Here is an 18,961-nt window from a genome sequence, read left to right on the forward strand (position 1 = left end):
GTATCCGAAACTTTGCCAGCCAGCCATTGGCTGGCTTTTTTTCGCCGCCAGAATACCGCCGTCGCGTCTGCACCTCCTGGCGCGATTTCCGTGTATTAAGGAATAAACACCCGCCCTTTACCGCTGACCGCAATATGCACCCGCCGTCCCGGCATCCAGTCAGCCCGGCTGACGGTTTTCAGGGTCAACGTCTGCTGCGCGATCGCCAGCGTTAAGGTCGACAGATGGCCGGAAAAATCGACGTCGAGGATGGTGACGGCACTCTCCTCATTCTGGCACGGCGTAATCATCAGCTGTTCCGGGCGCAGCATAACCCGCCCCAGCCCCGTAGCATCGTCATTATCGGTCAGCAGCGCGCCAATCGCGCACTGCGCCCGACCGCCTTGAAGCTCAGCGGGCAGCACCAGCGCATCGCCCAGAAACAGCGCCGTGGCTTCATCGGCGGGCCGCGAATAGACCTCAAACGGGGTGCCCACCTGGGTAAAGCGCCCCTGACGCATCACCGCGACCTGGCTGGCAAACGACAGCGCTTCATTCTGATCGTGGGTCACCAGAATCGAGGCGACGCCAGCCTGGGCAAGCAGGTCCGCCGTCGCCTTTCGCGTGGTGGCGCGAAGCCCGGTATCGAGGGCGGAAAAGGGTTCATCCAGCAGCATCAGCGATGGCCGCTGCGCCAGCGCCCGGGCGAGGGCCACGCGCTGCTGCTGGCCGCCGGAAATTTCATGCGGCCAGTGCGTGGCCAGCTGGCCATCCAGCGACACCATCTCCATCAATGCCGCAACCCGACGGCGCTTCTCCTGCCGGGAGCCATCCAGACCCCAGGCAATATTGTCGGCGACATTAAGGTGCGGGAACAAGGCCCCTTCCTGCGGGACGAAACCGATGCCGCGCTGATGGGCGGGAATAAAAGTCCCCTCATCAAACAGCGTTCTGCCCTGCATCACGATGCGTCCGGCATCCGGCGTTTCAAACCCGGCGAGAATACGCAGCAGCGTTGTTTTTCCCGAGCCGGACGGCCCGACGATGGCCGTGCGGCTGCCGGGGGCTACCGACAGAAAAAGGTTATCCAGCACCTGAACATCGGCAAATGATTTTGAGATTGAGGTTAATTCCAGCATTTACAAACCCGCAATTTTTTTCGACTGGTGATAAAGCACACCGGTCAACGGTAGAGAAATCGCGATCATCAGCATCGCGTAAGGCGCCGCAGCGACATAATCTATCTCGCTGGTTAATGCCCAAAAGCCGGTGGCCAGCGTGCGGGTTCCCAGCGGTGAAAGCAGCAGCGTCGCCGTCAGTTCGTTGCTGACGCCGAGAAAGACCAGAGCGGCCCCGGCCGTCGCACCCGGCGCGGCGAGACGCAGTGTGATGCTCCATAGCGCCCGCCCCGGGCTTCTTCCCAGACTCCGCGCGACATTTTCCAGCTCCACTGGTGCCTGGGCGATCCCGGCGCGAAGATTGATCAGCGCGCGGGGCATAAACATCAGCAGATAGGCCAGAAACAGCGTCACTTCGGTCTGGTAAATAGGGCGGGCGTAGTGAATGGTCACCGTGACCAGCGCCAGCGCGGTCACGATTCCCGGCAGCGAACTGGTTATGTAATTACACCCTTCGAGCAGGCGAAACAGGCGATGCGGATAGCGAATCCCCAGCCAGGCGATGGGGATACCGCAGGCGGTCGTCAGTAGCGCCCCGCTGGCCCCCAGCATGATCGTCTGATGCAGCGAGAGCCACAGATCGGCGTTCATCCAGCTCCCGAGGCCGCCCAACCACAGCCAGCGGCACAGCACCATCAGCGGTACTCCCAGCGCCAGCAGCAGCAGCGCGCACAGCAGCGACTGCGCAGCAACGGTCGCCATCACGTTCATGTGTTTGCGTTTCTGCTCCCGCGCGGCCCCGGCGCCTATACGGGCATAGCGCGCTTTCCCCCGGGTGATGCTCTCCAGCAGCAGGAATGCCAGGCAGCACAGCGCCAGCACGCCGGCAAGCATATTGGCCGCCGGACCGCTGAAGGTGGACTGGAACTGGTCATAGATAGCGGTCGTAAAGGTGTCGAAGCGGATCATCGCATACAGGCCGTATTCCGCCAGCAGGTGCAGCGCCACCAGCAGCGCGCCGCCACAAATGGCCAGCTTCAGCTGCGGTAACACCACGCGGAAAAAAACCTTCCACGGCGGCGTGCCCAGCGAGGCGGCAACGTCTTCCAGCGTTGGATCCAGGCGGCGAAGCACCGCCGCGACCGGCATATAGATAAAGGGATAGTAGGCAAGCACCGAAAGGAACACGCCGGAGGAGAGGCCGTGCATCGATGGCACCGCGCTGACCCAGGCATAGCTCTGGACAAACGCCGGAATCGCCAGCGGAGCAACCGCCAGCGCTGACCAGATCTGTCGCCCCGCCAGGGTCGTGCGTTCGGTCAACCACGCGACCGTCACCCCAAGCGCAATGCACGCCGGGACGGTCAGGGCGCTGAGCCACAGCGTATTGCTGAGTAACTCCCCGACGCGCGGACGGAATACCAGCGCTTTAATAGTCTCCCATCCAGTATCAATCCCCACGGCAATCACAAAACCCGGCGGGAGAAGCGCCAATAATGAAAACAGTATCGCTAATGCAACCATCGGAAATGCAGGACGCCTGCGCTCAGGCAGGCGTCGTACTTTTTTTCCGAGCGTAAGACTCAGACCAGACATAAGGTATTCACTTCACCGGAGGGATCACAGCAGGCCAGCTTGCGTCATCAGTTCGATAACTTTTTTACTGTTCAGTGAAGAGGGTTCCACTTTCGGCGCATCCAGCTCTTTCAGCGGCGTCAGTTTCGGGTTAGAGGCGGCACCAACGCCCACGGCATATTCAAAGGCATTATTGGTTCTCAGATCATCCTGACCCTGTTTGCCGGTGATCCACTTGATGAAGGCCTGAGCCTGCTCCTGATGTTTGCTGGACGCCAGCACGCCGCCGCCGGAGATGCTGACAAAGGCACCCGGATCCTGATGTTTGAAGTAGTACAGTTTGGTGTTTTTGCTGTTCTCGCCGGTTTTGGCCTGATCGACAAAGCGGTAGTAATGGTAAATCACCCCGCCATCAATTTGCCCGGCGTTGACGGCCTTCATCACGGTGCTGTTGCCTTTATAGGCCACGAAGTTGGTTTTCATCGCTTTGAGCCAGTCCAGCGTGGCTTTCTCGCCCTTCAGCGCCAGCATCGCACTGACAATGGCCTGGAAATCCGCGCCCGATGGCGAAGCGGCCCAGCGCCCTTTCCATTCCGGTTTCGCCAGATCCATCAGAGAATGCGGCAACTGAGATTCGCTGATCTTTTCCGGGTTATAGACAAAAACGGTACTGCGCGCGGCGATGCCGATCCAGCGGCCATGCTCAGGACGAAATTCCGGCGCCACCTGGCTTAAGGTGTCGGCGTTAAGCGGTGCGAACAATTTCGCATTGTCGACCAGGACCATTGCCGGGGAGTTTTCCGTCAGGAAAACATCAGCCGGCGAAGCCGCGCCTTCCTGCACCAGCTGATTTCCCAGCTCGCTGTCGCCGCCGTTACGCAGAGTCACTTTGATACCGGTTTCTTTGGTAAAGCCATCCACCCACGACTTGACCAGATTTTCATGCTGCGCGTTATAGACCACGATGCCTTCAGCGCTTTCGGCCGCCAGGGCCTGAGGGGCAAGGAACACAGAAGCGGCGACAAGCGCGGCGGAGCAGTATGACGACAGGCGAAAATTCATGTGCTAACCCTTAGTATTGATAGACAAATGGCCGCCGATAACCTGGCCGAAAAGGATTAAATCATAGAGAAATGGTAATGATAATGAAAACAATTACCATAAACTGAAAACAGTTAAAAACACTGCCCTGAAAAGTTTTCTTATCTGAAAATGCTTTATTTAAAATAAGATAAAATGAAAGGTTAAAATAACCTTAAGAAAAGATCATTTTCCGCTGAGAATATAAAAAATATGATCCCGGTTGCATTTCTGCGCCGACAAAAATCCCACCTCTGCTCCGATATCCTGCCCGCTGCCGAAAGCCCATTCCGCCACGCTACGCGGTCAGTCAATCCTGAGCGGCTTGTGGAGCAAAGCGCACGCGATAAAACAAGACTCCCCGTCCTTCAGGGCGGGAAGCCGGTCAGTCACTTGTTTTCAGACTGACGGTGCAATGGCATACGCCACAGATCGTAGCGCTCTTGTCCAGCGTTGATCACTCCCGCGAAGTGATCATTGAGTCTGCTTGAGGTAAAGACCAGATCCCCGTCGGGCCGGATGGCTGGCGTATCGGGCCAGTGAACCTGCGTACTGGAGGCCACCAATGTCATCGACCTGGTTTTGGGGTCATATTTGACGATGCCGTTATGGGTGACATCCGTGATGTAGAGATTGCCAGCGCTATCCGTGACAAGGCCGTCGGTGTTACCTCCTACCGACCCCAGATCCTCTATCCGATCGGCAATCTGTGCGTGGGTCGCGCTCGCTTCTCGCAGGATGGCAGTAGGCAACGCATGCGCGTGTGTTCCCGTGGTCACCGTCCAGTACAACGTGTCTGCATTCGGGGACAGAGCAATACCGTTGATGCCGATCTGCAGCGGTTTCCCCGGCCAGACTTCCGCTCCGTGCGCCACCACCTTGACGCCTGGCTCAATTTGCAGGCTCCGGGCGCCGTCGAGTACGCGCCGGGCCGTCGCGGTGGCGAAATCGACCACAATAAGCCCGACCCGATTGTCCGGCGCGCTGCGGGTTCCGCTATCGGAGATATAAGCGACACGTCGCTTCTCATCGACCACAACATCATTCAGGAAGCTCGCCTTGCGGTCTGCCACCCCATCCAGGGGGATGCTTTTTATCGTGCTGCCAGACTTCAGGTCCAGAACCATCAGTTTCTGCGCCCCGACTGGTGATTCGGTTTCACCTGCGACAAAGCCCATGTCCAGCGCCCACAGCCAGCCGTTTTTGCGATCGACATAGAATCCGAGGACGTTGCGCAGGCTCTTATCGGGGGCCGCATCCAGCGCATTCCCCCGGCGGGACGGGAATGCGCTCAGACGCGCCGGCCCTGACGGAATCGTAGTATCCAGAATACTCAAGGTGGCGGGCGCGGCGGCGGAGATTAACCGCGGGGTACTGACAAAGGCGGTGCCCTTCGCATCAAAATGAATCCCGGCAATGGGGGCATTAGCCGACCCCGAAAAGACCTCCGGGCCCTCCCAGCTCACGCCAGCATAGCTGCGCCAGCGTTCGAGCGGCGTACCCTCTGCCGCGCTGGCCACCGTTGCGAAAGAGAGCAACGCCGCCATCGCCATGGCGGGCAGGCGATTTATTGAGTTAGACATGAATATGCTCCGTTTAATTAAAGGGGGAAGTTAAAAGCCAGCAGAATGCGGGCAACCGGTTCATGTGAAGTCGCGATAACGTTGCGCTCATTGAAACCCGGAGAGGACATCCCACATCGCGGCCCCAGGCGCCATGCGTTGTCAGTACGTGGACAGGCGCTTAGCCGCAAATATCGCGCCTCCCGACGCCCTTCAGGTGATGCCTGAGGGTCACTTTACTCATCGCCAGAGTGGAGATAAATTAGCGAAACTGAAAAACATTTGTTCCTTGAAGAGCAAAATGAGCCGGAAATTCGATTATCTGGGAGATGTTGAGGTCTTCATTACCGTTGTTGAACACGGCTCATTTACCGCGGGCGCCGTCGCTCTTGCAACCACCCCATCCGTTTTAAGTCGTGCGGTCTCCCGGCTTGAGGCGCGTCTTGGCCGACAGCTCTTACAGCGAACCACGCGGCGTATTAGTCTGACGGAAGCCGGACGGATATATTTCGAGCAGACACGCTCAGCCTTTACCCTACTCGATGAGGCGGAATGCGAAGTTCAGGGCCAGGAAGGAGAACTGACGGGGCGTGTAAGAATGAGCGTCCCGACAAGCTATGGCCACTACCGGCTCCCCCCTTTGCTGGCACGCTTTACCCGACAGTACCCGCAGGTTCAGGTAGAACTGAACATCACCAATCGTAATGTCGATCTGGTCGCTGAAGGGTTCGATCTGGCGATCCGCCTGGGTCAGATGCCTGACAGTGGCCTGGTTGCACGCAAGCTAGAGGATGCCGGACTGCTGCTGGTGGCATCACCCGATTATCTTCGGCAAATGGGAACGCCTCAGACGCTGGAAGAGCTGCAACGGCACGTCTGTCTGCCTTTTGTCATGCCCCGAACAGGACGTCGCGCGCCCTGGGTGTTTCGTGATGCCGGTCGCGATGTCGACTGGCTTCCCGTTTCATCTATTGAAACGTCAGATGATGTGCTCGGCGTAGTATCACTGGCTGAACAGGGTATTGGCATCTGCCAGAGCTATGAGTTTATCGTCCATCAGCGGATACAACGCGGGCAGTTAGTCGAGGTGCTGCCACAACTGCGTGGGCGCTCCCGACCTTTCTCCGTTATCTATGCCCCCCATCGACACCAATCGACAGCCACGCGGGCTATGATTGATCTTCTGACCTCGGGAGTGATAACGCCCCCCCTGACAGCGTAAAGACAATACCTTCTTACCAGACCGCAACCCCCCGCAGGACGGGGGATAGCGTATTTTCCGAACATGGCTACGCGCCGGTTATTTCCGGGCCAGCACGCGTTCTACGGTATCGACTACCGCCTGAGTCTGCGGATCAATTTCAATATTTACCCGGTCGCCCCGTTTTTTGGCGCCCAGCGTCGTGCGTTGCAACGTTTCTGGAATCAGGTGTACCCAAAAACCGTCCGCCGCGACCTCCCCGACGGTGAGGCTGATTCCATCAACGCCGATATATCCTTTGTAGAGGATATATTTCATTAATGTCGGCTCCCGGACCTTAAACCCAATCCGGTGGTTATTTTCCGTAACCCGAATTTGCACCACTTCTGCGGTGGTCATAATGTGGCCCGACATCAGGTGGCCGCCTATTTCATCGTTGAATTTAACAGCACGCTCGACGTTGACGTGTTCGCCCAGGCGAAGCGTTGCCAGATTGGTCACGCGCAGCGTCTCTTGCATTAAGTCAAAACTGACTCTCGCCCCATCGATCCTGGCAACGGTCAGGCAACAACCGTTGTGTGCCACCGATCCACCGGTTTCCAGCCCAGGGAGCAGTTGTGCAGGTAACTTCACCACATGAGTACGAAAATTGTCCTTTTCGTCGATAGACAAGACCTCAGCGGTGCCGCTTACAATACCGGTAAACATATTTTGCTCCTGTCATTATTCGTGAGCGCATCATGGCCATTTGACAGTGTGGCACCCTCATCTGGCCCTCTACTCCGGCTATTCCTCACCGGCCAGCCGCCGATACTGCGCAAAGCGGGCCCGCGCATCCTCCTCGGTTCGGCTGAAAAGCGCATCCGCAAGATGCGGCGTCGTTTTGTGCAATGAGGCATAGCGTACTTCGCCAAGCAAAAAGTCGCGGAAGCTCTCTTCCGGCTCTTCGGAATCCAGCATAAACGGCGTTTTACCTTCGGCTTCGCGCTGCGGATGATAGCGCCACAGGTGCCAGTATCCCGCTTCAACCGCCCGTTTCGCCTCGCGTTGGCTACAGCGCATCCCGGCTTTCAGACCGTGGTTAATGCAGGCGGCATAGGCTATCACCAGCGACGGTCCCGGCCAGGCTTCGGCCTCGGCGATCGCCCGTAGGGTCTGATCTTTATCAGCGCCCATCGCGACCTGGGCCACGTACACATTGCCGTAGCTCATCGCCATCATGCCGAGATCTTTTTTCCGCGTGCGTTTACCCTGGGCGGCAAACTTCGCGATCGCCGCCACCGGAGTCGATTTAGACGACTGGCCGCCGGTATTGGAGTAAACCTCGGTATCAAACACCAGAATATTGACGTCCTCGCCACTCGCCAGCACGTGATCGAGGCCGCCGAAGCCAATATCGTAAGCCCAGCCGTCACCGCCGAAAATCCACTGCGACCGGCGAACAAAATAGTCGCGGTTCTGCCACAGCTTCTCCAGCAGCGGCACGCCCTCTTTTTCCGCCGCCAGCCGCTCACTGAGCCGATCGGCGCGTTCGCGGGTGCCCTCGCCCTGGTCCTGCAGCGTCAGCCACTGGCGCATCGCGTCGAGGAGTTCCTCGCTTACCGGCAGCGTCAGCGCGGCGGTCATATCATTGGCGATTTGTTGCCGCACCGCCTGACCGCCAAGCATCATGCCGAGGCCAAACTCCGCGTTATCCTCAAACAGTGAGTTCGCCCATGCCGGGCCGTGGCCGCGGTGGTTGGTGGTATAGGGAATCGACGGCGCGCTGGCCCCCCAGATAGAAGAGCAGCCGGTGGCATTAGCGATCAGCATCCGGTCGCCAAACAGTTGGGTTATCAGCCGGGCATAAGGCGTTTCTCCGCATCCCGCGCAGGCGCCGGAAAACTCCAGCAGCGGGGTTTCAAACTGGCTGCCTTTGACCGTCGTTTTACTAAAAGGATTGTTCTTCGGCGTCAGCGCCAGCGCATAGTCCCAGACCGGCGCCATCTGGCGCTGGCTATCGAGAGGCTGCATTTTTAGCGCCTTGCCGCGTGAAGGACAGATATCCACGCAGTTGCCGCAGCCGGAACAATCCAGCGGCGAGACAGCCAGATGGTAGTGATACGCCTTCGCCCCCTGCGCGGGTTTGCTCAACAGCCCGACCGGGGCGGCGTCCTGTTCTTCGCGATTAAGCAACGCCGGGCGGATCGCCGCGTGCGGGCAGATAAAGGCGCACTGATTACACTGCGTGCAGCCCTCGGGCTGCCAGACCGGCACTTCCAGCGCGATCCCGCGTTTCTCCCAGGCGGCGGTTCCCGAGGGAAAGGTTCCGTCCTCCATACCGACAAAGGCGCTCACCGGCAGCCGATCGCCGCACTGGCGGTTCATCGGCTGCAAAATATCGCGGATGAAATCCGGCATCATGACTGAAGCCTGCGCCGCGGGTTCATCCAGCGTCGCCCAGTGGGCGGGTATCGTCACCTGATGCAGCGAGGCCATGCCCAGCTCAATCGCCCGCTGGTTCATCTCGATCACCCCCGCCCCTTTGCTGCCGTAGCTTTTTTCAACCGCCTGCTTGAGGTAATCCGCGGCGGTCTGCGGGTCGATAATCGCCGCCAGTTTAAAGAACGCCGCCTGCATCAGCATATTAAACCGCCCGCCCAGCCCGAGCTCGCGGGCGATGTCCACGGCGTTGAGGGTATAAAAACGGATATTTTCCCGCGCCAGATAGCGCCTGAAGCTGACCGGCAGATGCTGCTCCAGTTCCGCATCAGACCAGCTGCAGTTGAGTAAAAAGGTCCCGCCCGGTTTTAACCCATCCAGCAGGTCATAGCGCTCCACGTAGGACTGCTGCGAGCAGGAGATAAAATCGGCCTGATGGATCAGGTAGGGTGAATTGATGGGCCGGTCACCGAAGCGCAAATGTGAGACGGTAATGCCGCCGGATTTTTTCGAATCATAAGAAAAGTAGGCCTGCGCGTAGAGCGGCGTTTTGTCACCGATAATTTTAATCGCGCTTTTATTGGCCCCGACGGTGCCGTCTGAGCCCATACCCCAAAATTTACAGGCGGTGATGCCGGCATGAGAAACCGCCAGCGTCTCCTGACGCGGCGGTAGCGAGGTAAAGGTCACATCATCGACAATTCCCAGCGTGAATCCGTCCATCGGCAACGGCTGGTTCAGATTGTCAAACACCGCCGCGATATCGTCGGGTAGAACGTCCTTGCCGCCCAGCGCATAGCGGCCACCGACAATCAGCGGCGCATCATCGTGATGGTAGAAGGCGTTTTTCACATCCAGGCACAGCGGTTCCGCCTGAGCGCCAGGCTCTTTGGTACGGTCGAGGACCGCAATACGCTGTACGGTTTTCGGCAGTTGAGCAAAGAAGTGGGCCAGCGAAAAAGGACGAAACAGATGCACGCTGAGTAGCCCGACCTTCTCTCCCGCCGCGTTCAGCGTATCCACCACTTCCTGGATGGTATCGCAGACCGACCCCATGGCGATAATCACCCGTTCGGCATCGGCTGCGCCGGAGTAGTTAAACAGATGGTATTCCCGACCGGTGAGCGCGCTGATCTGCGCCATATAGCCTTCGACAATGTCCGGCAACGCCTGATAAAAACGGTTGCCCGCCTCCCGTTCCTGAAAGTAGATATCCGGGTTTTGCGCCGTTCCGCGAATGACCGGATGATCCGGATGCAGCGCGTTACGACGGAAACGGTCCAGTGCCGACCGGTCCAGCAGCGTCGCCAGCTGGTCATATTCCAGCACTTCGATTTTTTGAATTTCGTGCGAGGTACGAAAACCGTCGAAGAAGTTAACAAACGGGATGCGCCCCTTAATCGCCGCCAGATGCGCCACCGCCGACAAATCCATCACCTGCTGGACGTTGTTCTCCGCCAGCATCGCGCAGCCGGTCTGGCGAACCGCCATCACGTCCTGATGATCGCCAAAAATATTCAGCGAGTTGGTCGCCAGCGCCCGCGCACTGACGTGAAAGACGCCCGGCAGCAGTTCACCGGCGATTTTGTACAGATTGGGGATCATCAGCAGCAGCCCCTGCGACGCCGTATAGGTAGTGGTCAGCGCCCCGGCCTGTAGCGCGCCGTGTACCGCGCCTGCCGCCCCGGCTTCCGACTGCATCTCCATTAAACGCACCGGCTGGCCAAAGAGGTTCTTTTTCCCCTGCGCCGCCCACTCATCGACGTTTTCCGCCATCGGCGTGGAGGGGGTAATGGGGTAAATCGCCGCGACCTCGGTAAAGGCATAGGAGATCCAGGCCGCCGCGGCATTGCCATCCATTGTTTTCATTGTTCCGGACATTGTTCAATCCTCGAAGGTGAGAGGCATCTTCGCCGCTACAAAAAGCGGCAAACCCAGTTGTTGCCTCAAGCACAGCCTGTGCCAGCTCGCGGATTACAAAATAGTTAACGCAAATTCAACACGTTATGAAGACAGGCGCCGCGCAGGGCACAGAGAGATTGCGTGGAATAAGACACAGGGCGCGACAAGCTGTTGAACAGGCGACAAAGTGCCACAATGGCCGCGACAGGCAGAATTGTTCTGTTTCCCACATTTGGTCGCCTTATTGTGCCGTTTTGTTTTGCGCCCGTCGCAGCAGCTCAAATTAAATTACATATAAATCAACATATTAAATAAACCGGCACGGCTGGTATATTCCCTGCACTTCTCTGCTGGCAAACACTCAACAACAGGAGAAGTCACCATGACCATGCGTCAATGCGCTATTTACGGTAAAGGCGGTATCGGCAAATCCACCACCACGCAGAACCTCGTCGCCGCGCTGGCGGAGATGGGTAAGAAAGTGATGATCGTCGGCTGCGATCCGAAGGCGGACTCCACCCGCCTGATCCTGCACGCTAAAGCACAGAACACCATTATGGAGATGGCAGCGGAGGTCGGTTCGGTCGAGGACCTCGAACTTGAAGACGTTCTGCAAATTGGCTACGGCGACGTGCGCTGCGCCGAATCCGGCGGCCCGGAGCCAGGCGTCGGCTGCGCGGGGCGCGGCGTGATTACGGCGATCAACTTTCTGGAAGAAGAAGGCGCCTACGAAGACGATCTCGACTTCGTCTTCTATGACGTGCTCGGCGACGTGGTCTGCGGCGGCTTCGCTATGCCTATCCGCGAAAACAAAGCCCAGGAGATCTACATCGTCTGCTCCGGCGAAATGATGGCGATGTATGCCGCCAACAATATCTCCAAAGGGATCGTTAAATACGCCAAATCCGGCAAGGTGCGCCTCGGTGGCCTGATCTGTAACTCACGCCAGACCGACCGCGAAGACGAGTTGATTATGGCGCTGGCGGAAAAGCTCGGTACCCAGATGATTCACTTTGTGCCTCGCGACAACATCGTGCAGCGTGCGGAGATCCGTCGGATGACGGTTATCGAATACGACCCTGCCTGCCAGCAGGCCAACGAATACCGCACGCTGGCGCAGAAGATCGTCAACAACACCATGAAGGTGGTACCGACCCCCTGCACCATGGATGAACTGGAGTCGCTGCTGATGGAGTTCGGCATCATGGAAGAGGAAGACACCAGCATCATTGGTAAAACCGCCGCCGAAGAAAACGCGGCCTGAGCACAGGACAATTATGATGACCAACGCAACAGGCGAACGTAATCTGGCGCTAATCCAGGAAGTCCTGGAGGTGTTCCCGGAAACCGCGCGAAAAGAGCGCAGAAAGCACATGATGGTCAGCGATCCGCAAATGGAGAGCGTCGGCAAGTGCATTATCTCTAACCGCAAATCACAACCCGGCGTAATGACCGTGCGCGGCTGCGCCTATGCCGGTTCCAAAGGGGTGGTATTTGGGCCGATCAAGGATATGGCCCACATCTCGCACGGACCGATCGGCTGTGGCCAGTATTCGCGCGCCGGACGACGCAACTACTACACCGGCGTCAGCGGTGTCGATAGCTTCGGCACCCTGAACTTCACCTCTGATTTTCAGGAGCGCGATATCGTCTTCGGCGGCGATAAAAAACTCAGCAAACTGATTGAGGAGATGGAGCTGCTGTTCCCACTCACCAAAGGGATCACCATTCAGTCGGAATGTCCGGTGGGACTGATTGGCGATGATATCAGCGCGGTGGCGAATGCCAGCAGCAAAGCGCTGGATAAACCGGTGATCCCGGTACGCTGCGAAGGCTTTCGCGGCGTGTCGCAGTCGCTGGGACATCATATCGCCAACGACGTGGTCCGCGACTGGATCCTTAACAATCGCGACGGACAACCGTTTGAAACCACCCCTTACGATGTGGCAATCATCGGCGACTACAACATCGGCGGCGACGCCTGGGCCTCGCGTATTCTGCTTGAAGAAATGGGGCTGCGGGTGGTCGCGCAGTGGTCCGGCGACGGCACGCTGGTGGAGATGGAAAACACCCCCTTCGTCAAGCTGAACCTGGTCCACTGCTACCGTTCGATGAACTATATCGCCCGTCACATGGAGGAGAAACATCAGATTCCGTGGATGGAGTATAACTTCTTCGGGCCGACCAAAATCGCCGAATCGTTGCGCAAAATCGCCGACCAGTTCGACGATACCATTCGCGCTAACGCCGAAGCGGTGATCGCCAGGTATGAGGCGCAGATGGCGGCGGTTATCGCCAAATATCGTCCGCGCCTGGAGGGGCGTAAGGTGCTGCTCTATATGGGCGGCCTGCGACCACGCCACGTTATTGGCGCCTATGAAGATCTCGGTATGGAGATCATCGCCGCCGGGTACGAATTTGCCCATAACGATGATTACGACCGCACCCTGCCGGATCTGAAAGAGGGTACGCTGCTGTTCGATGACGCCAGCAGCTACGAGCTGGAGGCGTTCGTCAAAGCGCTGAAGCCCGACCTTATCGGCTCCGGCATCAAGGAAAAATATATCTTCCAGAAAATGGGCGTGCCGTTCCGCCAGATGCACTCGTGGGACTATTCCGGCCCGTACCACGGCTACGATGGTTTCGCCATTTTCGCCCGCGATATGGATATGACCCTCAACAACCCGGCGTGGAGCGAACTGACCGCTCCGTGGCTGAAGTCTGCGTGATTGCCTACTCACTGTCCCGTCTGTCCACCGATTTGTGGCGCGGGAGGAGAACACCATGAGCCAAACGATTGATAAAATTAATAGCTGTTATCCGCTATTCGAACAGGATGAATATCAAGAACTGTTCCGCAATAAGCGGCAGCTGGAAGAGGCGCACGATGCAGAGCGCGTGCGGGAGGTCTTTGCCTGGACCACCACCGCCGAGTATGAAGCGCTGAATTTTCAGCGCGAGGCGCTGACCGTTGATCCGGCGAAAGCCTGCCAGCCGCTTGGCGCAGTGCTTTGCTCGCTGGGATTCGCTAACACCCTGCCCTATGTTCACGGCTCCCAGGGGTGCGTGGCCTACTTCCGCACCTATTTCAACCGCCATTTCAAAGAGCCGATCGCCTGCGTCTCCGACTCGATGACCGAAGACGCGGCGGTCTTCGGCGGCAACAACAATATGAATCTGGGCCTGCAGAACGCCAGCGCGCTGTACAAGCCGGAGATCATCGCGGTGTCCACCACCTGCATGGCGGAAGTCATCGGCGATGACCTGCAGGCGTTTATCGCCAACGCCAAAAAAGATGGTTTTGTCGACAGCAGCATCGCCGTGCCGCACGCCCATACGCCAAGCTTTATCGGCAGCCACGTCACCGGCTGGGACAACATGTTTGAAGGCTTCGCCAAAACCTTCACCGCCGACTACCAGGGACAACCGGGCAAACTGCAGAAGCTCAATCTGGTCACCGGCTTTGAAACCTATCTCGGCAACTTCCGCGTATTAAAGCGGATGATGGAACAGATGGCGGTACCGTGCAGCCTGCTCTCCGATCCGTCAGAGGTTCTCGATACCCCCGCCGATGGCCATTATCGGATGTATTCCGGCGGCACAACGCAGCAGGAGATGAAAGAGGCTCCCGACGCCATCGATACGCTGCTTCTGCAGCCGTGGCAGTTACTGAAGAGCAAAAAAGTGGTGCAGGAGATGTGGAACCAGCCCGCCACCGAGGTCGCCATTCCGCTGGGACTGGCCGCCACCGATGAGCTGCTGATGACCGTCAGTGAGCTCAGCGGCAAGCCGATCGCCGACGCCCTCACGCTTGAGCGCGGCCGGCTGGTTGACATGATGCTCGACTCCCACACCTGGCTGCATGGTAAGAAATTTGGCCTCTACGGCGACCCGGACTTCGTGATGGGCCTGACCCGCTTCCTGCTGGAGCTGGGCTGTGAGCCGACGGTGATCCTGAGCCATAACGCCAACAAGCGCTGGCAAAAAGCGATGAAGAAGATGCTTGATGCCTCGCCGTACGGGCGCGACAGCGAAGTGTTTATCAACTGCGATTTGTGGCACTTCCGTTCGCTGATGTTCACCCGTCAGCCGGACTTTATGATCGGCAACTCCTACGGCAAGTTTATCCAGCGCGACACCCTGGCAAAGGGCAAAGCCTTTGAAGTACCGCTTATTCGCCTCGGCTTTCCGCTGTTCGACCGCCACCATCTGCACCGCCAGACAACCTGGGGTTATGAAGGGGCGATGAACATTGTGACGACGCTGGTGAACGCCGTGCTGGAGAAACTGGATAGTGATACCAGCCAGCTGGGCAAAACCGATTACAGCTTCGATCTCGTCCGTTAACCATCAGGTGCCCCGCGTCATGCGGGGCCAGGAGGGAGTATGCCCATCGTGATTTTCCGTGAGCGCGGCGCGGACCTGTATGCCTATATCGCCAAACAGGATCTGGAAGCGCGAGTGATCCAGATTGAGCATAACGACACTGAACGCTGGGGTGGCGCGATTTCGCTGGAAGGAGGACGCCGCTACTATGTGAATCCGCAGCCGGGGCGGCCCGTCTTCCCGATAAGCCTGCGCGCGACGCGCAACACGCTGATATAAGGAGCAGGAGATGTCCGACAACGATACCCTTTTCTGGCGCCTGCTGGCGCTGTTTCAGTCCCTGCCGGACCTGCAGCCGGCGCAAATCTTAGACTGGCTGGCGCAGGAGAGCGGCGAGACCCTGACCCCGGCGCGGCTGTCTACCCTGACGCAGTCCCAGTTGGCCGCCAGCTTTCCCTCGACAACGGCAGTCATGTCTCCCGCCCGCTGGTCACGGGTGATGGCAAGCCTGCAGGGCATGCTGCCTGACCATTTACGCATCATTCGCCCCGCTCAGCGGACGCCGCAGCTACTGGCGGCATTTTGCTCCCAGGATGGCCTGGCGATTAACGGCCATTTTGGCCAGGGGCGGCTGTTTTTTATCTATGCATTCGATGAGCAAGGCGATTGGCTGTACGATCTGCGGCGCTATCCGTCCGCGCCCCAGCCGCAGGAGGCCAACGAGGTGCGGGCCCGGCTTATTGAGGATTGCCAGCTGCTGTTCTGCCAGGAGATCGGCGGGCCCGCCGCCGCCCGGCTGATTCGTCATCGGATCCACCCGATGAAAGCGCAACCCGGTACCACCATTCAGGCCCAGTGCAAGGCGCTCAATACGCTGTTGGCCGGGCGTTTGCCGCCGTGGCTGGCGAAGCGGCTTAACAGGGATAACCCTCTGGAGGAACGCGTTTTTTAATCCCTGTTTTATGCCTGTTGCCCGCTGACCCCGCGGGCTTTTTTATAGGCCCAACACCGGTTACGCCACATCGGGCTGCACTGACTCCGATATTTCCTTGCGCTGACCTGACCCCGGAGAGGAAGCAATACAAGGTGAATCGCCCGTACAACGTTGTTTTATTCAGTGAAAACCGTTGCAAAAGTTCGGCCAGACGGAAGACTTGCTGGTGGGATAGCACAGTATCAAGAAGCAACAGGGCTCTCTCTACTGACTGAATGTATTTACGCTGACTCACGGCTTGATGTCCTGAGCAGACCCCCCTCAAGAGACATGAGTTGCATTTTTTCCTGTAGCAGAGGCATCAGCCAGCCAATAAATAACTGCAGCGAACGAGAGTGATGCCGTCGGTGAGGATACAGAACATTGACAGGCAGCGCCCGTGGCAGAAAATCGGGCATGACTTCCAATAAGGTACCCGCAGTCAACTGTTCATGTACATCATATTCGGGGATCTGAATCAGTCCCATGCCTGTCATGCAGGCCGCAATATATGCCTCGACGCTGTTGACGGTCAGCAGGGTATTGACCTCAGTGTTGAATATCTCGCCATCGCCTTCCCACTCCCATCGTTCCCGGCGACCTGTCGTGGGGGATGAATATCCCACGACAAGATGCTTAGCCAGCTCCGGCGGCGATAATGGAATCCCGTAACCGGAGAGATATCCCGGAGACGCCACGTTAATTACTCTAAGGTAACCTGCCATTCGGGCTACCATACCAGAATCACTGAGCATGCCGACGCGAATGGCGCAGTCCGTGCCCTCTTGGACAAGATTGACACTGCGGTCTGTCACACCCAGCTCTATCTGAATGGCCGGGTAGCGGGAAAAAAAGTCCGGCAGCGCAGGAATAATGATGCACCTCCCGACCCGGGCGGGTACATCGACCTTAATTTTTCCCGTCACCTGATCGCTGGCTTGTCTGAACAGATTTTCCGCCTCCTCCACATCCTGAACCACAGCCTGGCAGCGCGTATAAAACGCCTCTCCGTCCGAGGTCAGCGATACCCGACGAGTAGTCCGGTGAAACAGGCGGGCGCCAAGCCGGGATTCCAGTTCGCGGATAGAGGCAGAGATGGTCGATGCCGGACGGTTCATGGTTTCAGCCGCCCGGATAAAACTGCCGTTTTCCGCCACCCGAATAAATATACGGAACAGATCAATCGTATCCATACGTCCTCATTATTCGTGATTTATGCACAGAGCATTCATGTTTCGCCTCTTTATACATGACGCCTACACATTAAGCTATCCGTAACGGGGTATCCCGGCCAATCGATGCAACAGGAGCTGAACCATGACAGACCATGCTATCAAAGGTAAAACCGTCCTTATCGCTGGCGGAGCGAAAAATCTGGGAGGGCTGATCGCCCGTGACTTCGCGCAGCATGGCGCGCGCTCTATTGCCATTCATTACAATAGCAACGCCACGCGTCAGGATGCAGAGGCCACAGTCGCGGCCGTGAAAGCCGCTGGCGCAGAAGCCGCAGCGTTTCAGGCTGACCTGACCTCGGCAGCCGCTATGGAAAAACTGTTTGCTGACGTGGTGGCATCACTCGGACAACCGGATATTGCCATTAATACTGTCGGTAAGGTGCTGAAGAAACCCATGGCAGATATCTCTGAGGCAGAATTTGACGAAATGAGCGCGGTGAATGCCAAATCCGCGTTTTTCTTCCTGAAGGAAGCGGGCAAACACGTCAGGGATAACGGGAAAATCTGTACTCTGGTGACATCGCTTCTTGGCGCCTATACGCCCTTTTACGCCGCATATGCCGGCATGAAGGCACCGGTGGAGCATTTCACGCGCGCGGCGTCAAAAGAACTGGGCGCACGTGGCATTTCCGTAACAGCCATCGGCCCCGGTCCGATGGACACGCCATTCTTCTATCCGGCAGAGGGGGCAGACGCAGTGGCCTACCACAAAACAGCTGCGGCGCTCTCCCTGTTCAGTAAAACCGGTCTGACAGACATTGACGATATTGTGCCCTGGATCCGCTTCCTGGTGAGTGAGGGATGGTGGATGACCGGGCAGACAATTCTGGTCAACGGTGGCTACACCACTAAATAATGTGTGGGAATGTCTGCGAGCCGGTGCCGGGTCTGCTGCTGAAAGAGCCGGGTTAACCCGATCAGGGGAGACCGCGTCACCGGCCCTGTCTCTCCTCTCTTTCAATACCTGTCCCAGAGAACCGCCTGCTGTTCTGGCGTGGAGTCAATGCGCGTTTTGGCTTCCTTGCACAGTTCCCCCTCGTTTGAGGATAAGGTGACATCGACCCATTGGACTCGCCGTGAAAAGAGGACGTCATGCCTGTACACTAATTATCCGATGATGTTGAAGAAAGGGATGCTGATTTTACGGGAAATTTTTTTCTTTTGCCTGGAGGCAGGAGTGTTAAAAGTTATTGCTGAAGATTTTATAAAACCGGATTGTGTTGAGAAAGTGATGCCTCTGTATCGTGAGCTACTATCGGCCACAAGAAAGGAACCCCTGTGCATCGCTTATGAACTGTATATTGATGAAAAAGACCCGGGCCATTTTATTTTTATAGAGGAATGGCCGGACCGCGCAGCGCTCGAATTACATTGTGAAAGTGAGCATTTCAGACGGCTTGTCCCATTGATTGATCAGCACAAACGCCAGGATCCGCAATACATTTTGATGAATAGCCTTGTCAAGCTTGATGCTTCGTAAGCTATTGGCTGTTTAAATCGATTGATTAAAATATGACTTGCTCAGCTGTTGCACGGTCCCGGTCGCAGCCCTTCGGCTTGCGGTCGGAACTTATGATATCGGCTGCTGG

General features: G+C 57.5%; 15 protein-coding genes. 8 read left to right on the forward strand and 7 right to left on the reverse strand.

The annotated features are described in order from the left end of the window. Window positions 1-95: 95 nt before the first annotated feature. From CWM52_RS16000 to CWM52_RS16015, 4 genes are all read right to left on the reverse strand, one after another. A complete protein-coding gene (locus CWM52_RS16000; RefSeq protein ID WP_100684991.1) occupies window positions 96-1,118 on the reverse strand; it encodes an ABC transporter ATP-binding protein in 1,023 nt (340 codons plus the stop codon). Further along, the gene (locus tag CWM52_RS16005; protein WP_165785404.1) at window positions 1,119-2,693 is read right to left on the reverse strand and encodes an ABC transporter permease; all 1,575 of its coding nucleotides are present in this window, start codon (window positions 2,691-2,693) and stop codon (window positions 1,119-1,121) included. Between the two features lie 24 nt (window positions 2,694-2,717). Further along, window positions 2,718-3,734, reverse strand: coding sequence for an iron ABC transporter substrate-binding protein (locus CWM52_RS16010; RefSeq protein WP_100684993.1), 1,017 nt, complete (start codon window positions 3,732-3,734; stop codon window positions 2,718-2,720). A 407-nt stretch (window positions 3,735-4,141) separates the two neighbouring features. Then, entirely contained in the window at window positions 4,142-5,335 is a 1,194-nt protein-coding gene (locus CWM52_RS16015) for an L-dopachrome tautomerase-related protein (protein ID WP_100684994.1), read from the reverse strand. Between the two features lie 280 nt (window positions 5,336-5,615). On the opposite strand from CWM52_RS16015, the gene CWM52_RS16020 reads away from it, so the two are divergent. Further along, complete coding sequence (locus tag CWM52_RS16020) at window positions 5,616-6,536, forward strand: LysR family transcriptional regulator (protein WP_100685030.1); 921 nt, start codon at window positions 5,616-5,618, stop codon at window positions 6,534-6,536. Between the two features lie 78 nt (window positions 6,537-6,614). Here the strand turns inward: CWM52_RS16020 and CWM52_RS16025 are convergent, their stop codons facing one another. Both CWM52_RS16025 and nifJ read right to left on the reverse strand, forming a co-directional pair. Further along, window positions 6,615-7,223, reverse strand: a complete 609-nt coding sequence (locus CWM52_RS16025; protein ID WP_100684995.1) for a riboflavin synthase subunit alpha — start codon at window positions 7,221-7,223, stop codon at window positions 6,615-6,617. A 78-nt stretch (window positions 7,224-7,301) separates the two neighbouring features. Further along, complete coding sequence (gene nifJ / locus CWM52_RS16030; RefSeq protein ID WP_100684996.1) at window positions 7,302-10,817, reverse strand: pyruvate:ferredoxin (flavodoxin) oxidoreductase; 3,516 nt, start codon at window positions 10,815-10,817, stop codon at window positions 7,302-7,304. Between the two features lie 403 nt (window positions 10,818-11,220). Here nifJ and nifH point away from each other — a divergent pair, with 403 nt between their 5' ends. The 5 genes from nifH to CWM52_RS16055 are packed head-to-tail and all read left to right on the forward strand — an operon-like array spanning window position 11,221 to window position 16,116. After that, on the forward strand, window positions 11,221-12,102 hold the full coding sequence (gene nifH / locus CWM52_RS16035; RefSeq protein WP_100684997.1) for a nitrogenase iron protein: 882 nt from the start codon (window positions 11,221-11,223) through the stop codon (window positions 12,100-12,102). A gap of 16 nt (window positions 12,103-12,118) precedes the next feature. Continuing rightward, a complete protein-coding gene (gene nifD / locus CWM52_RS16040; protein ID WP_100684998.1) occupies window positions 12,119-13,567 on the forward strand; it encodes a nitrogenase molybdenum-iron protein alpha chain in 1,449 nt (482 codons plus the stop codon). A 55-nt stretch (window positions 13,568-13,622) separates the two neighbouring features. After that, window positions 13,623-15,185, forward strand: a complete 1,563-nt coding sequence (gene nifK, locus CWM52_RS16045) for a nitrogenase molybdenum-iron protein subunit beta (RefSeq protein WP_100684999.1) — start codon at window positions 13,623-13,625, stop codon at window positions 15,183-15,185. Between the two features lie 39 nt (window positions 15,186-15,224). Continuing rightward, window positions 15,225-15,443, forward strand: a complete 219-nt coding sequence (gene nifT / locus CWM52_RS16050) for a putative nitrogen fixation protein NifT (protein WP_100685000.1) — start codon at window positions 15,225-15,227, stop codon at window positions 15,441-15,443. A 10-nt stretch (window positions 15,444-15,453) separates the two neighbouring features. Next, window positions 15,454-16,116, forward strand: coding sequence for a NifB/NifX family molybdenum-iron cluster-binding protein (locus tag CWM52_RS16055; protein ID WP_100685001.1), 663 nt, complete (start codon window positions 15,454-15,456; stop codon window positions 16,114-16,116). A 263-nt stretch (window positions 16,117-16,379) separates the two neighbouring features. On the opposite strand, the gene CWM52_RS16060 is transcribed toward CWM52_RS16055, so the two are convergent. After that, window positions 16,380-17,330 (reverse strand): LysR family transcriptional regulator, encoded by a 951-nt coding sequence (locus tag CWM52_RS16060; protein WP_100685002.1) that lies wholly within the window; start codon window positions 17,328-17,330, stop codon window positions 16,380-16,382. Between the two features lie 124 nt (window positions 17,331-17,454). Between CWM52_RS16060 and CWM52_RS16065 the strand changes: the two genes are divergently transcribed. Both CWM52_RS16065 and CWM52_RS16070 read left to right on the forward strand, forming a co-directional pair. Next, window positions 17,455-18,228, forward strand: coding sequence for an SDR family oxidoreductase (locus CWM52_RS16065; RefSeq protein WP_100685003.1), 774 nt, complete (start codon window positions 17,455-17,457; stop codon window positions 18,226-18,228). Window positions 18,229-18,549: 321 nt separating this feature from the next. Then, window positions 18,550-18,852 (forward strand): putative quinol monooxygenase, encoded by a 303-nt coding sequence (locus CWM52_RS16070; protein ID WP_100685031.1) that lies wholly within the window; start codon window positions 18,550-18,552, stop codon window positions 18,850-18,852. Window positions 18,853-18,961 lie beyond the last annotated feature (109 nt).

Source organism: Raoultella sp. T31, from assembly GCF_002806725.1.
Taxonomy (GTDB): Bacteria; Pseudomonadota; Gammaproteobacteria; order Enterobacterales; family Enterobacteriaceae; genus Klebsiella; species Klebsiella electrica.